Annotated in this window: 1 protein-coding gene and 1 pseudogene; one reads left to right on the forward strand and one right to left on the reverse strand. The window is 49.0% G+C overall.

Translation table 11 applies throughout. The annotated features are described in order from the left end of the window. Positions 1-208 (forward strand): annotated as a pseudogene (gene ardK / locus QMN38_RS26610) (antirestriction protein ArdAB regulator ArdK); the annotation flags it as partial. A gap of 14 nt (positions 209-222) precedes the next feature. Here ardK and QMN38_RS26615 read toward each other — a convergent pair. Next, positions 223-1,014, reverse strand: a complete 792-nt coding sequence (locus tag QMN38_RS26615; RefSeq protein WP_004248792.1) for a SprT-like domain-containing protein — start codon at positions 1,012-1,014, stop codon at positions 223-225. Positions 1,015-1,088: the final 74 nt, after the last annotated feature.

Consider the following 1,088-nt stretch of genomic DNA (forward strand, 5'->3'; position numbering starts at 1 on the left):
GCGAGTAGGCCGTTCCAAGCAAAACATTTCCAGCACCGTTAAGCGAATCTGGGATTTGTACCAGAACACCACTCTTAAAGCCGAGAACGGCGAACCATTAAAATTAGTTCAGGTCTGGATACCAGCAAGCCTTGCTGAAACTGTTTTAAAAGAAGCCGCGAAGTACAGCATTAATAACATCACGACCTCGGAAATGGAAAAAAAATAAAGTCCGAAAGGACTTTATTTTAAGACTACTAACGCGGCTTTATTACAGTGCTCGCCACCACAGTAAACCACTATCCCCGGTTTACCCCAGAGATTGATATGACACACCGGGCAGCTGTACTTTTCCCGGTTTGTTTTGTTCACCGGTGCTTCAGGCGGTGGGGTTACAAATCGCATGGCCTCTATGATCTCGTCGTCGAGTTCAACCGGGTCGCGCCCTTCCTCCACCTCCTGTTCGTGTTCGCTATCATCTTCCTCGTCGTCAATATAGCCTTTTCCTGTAGGGCTTAGCACAGCGCCAGGCTTAGGCTGGTAAGGCGGAAACCTGTCCATCCAGGAAAGCTGGAAATGGCCTGTCAGCAGTTCATCACAGGCCATATCGAAAGGGCCACCGGCAATAATATAATGGGTCATGCTCTGGCCCACTTTCCTGCCTCCCGGTTCGCCGGTATCAGAAGGCATTAGTCCTACCCGTTCCATCCGGGCCGCCCACTGTTTGTTGTGATAGCCACGGCGGCCAGGCTCGCCAAAATGGAATTGCCACTGATGAACCATCTCATGCACCAGTGTTGAAAGCGTGGCCTTTATGGTTCTGATCGAGAAATACACCGGATTCATAGCGATCTCGTCTACCGTGTACCCACTCTCACGGCCGACGAAACGCTTAAAGGAACAATAGCCATACGTTCGCTTCTCACGCTGCAACGTTATCAGGCATGGCGGCAGCTCGTTGCTGAATAGCTTCTCATTGAAAAAATCGTAGGCTCTCTGAAGTTCATCGTAGGTTTCGGGCGTAGGCAAATTCACTGCTAACCTCACATATATGTATTGTGCAATACACATAATTTAGCTGATCTTTTATACAGAGGAAACGGCTTTTA

Source organism: Citrobacter sp. R-1.5.2, from assembly GCF_035064245.1.
Classification (GTDB): Bacteria; Pseudomonadota; Gammaproteobacteria; order Enterobacterales; family Enterobacteriaceae; genus Citrobacter.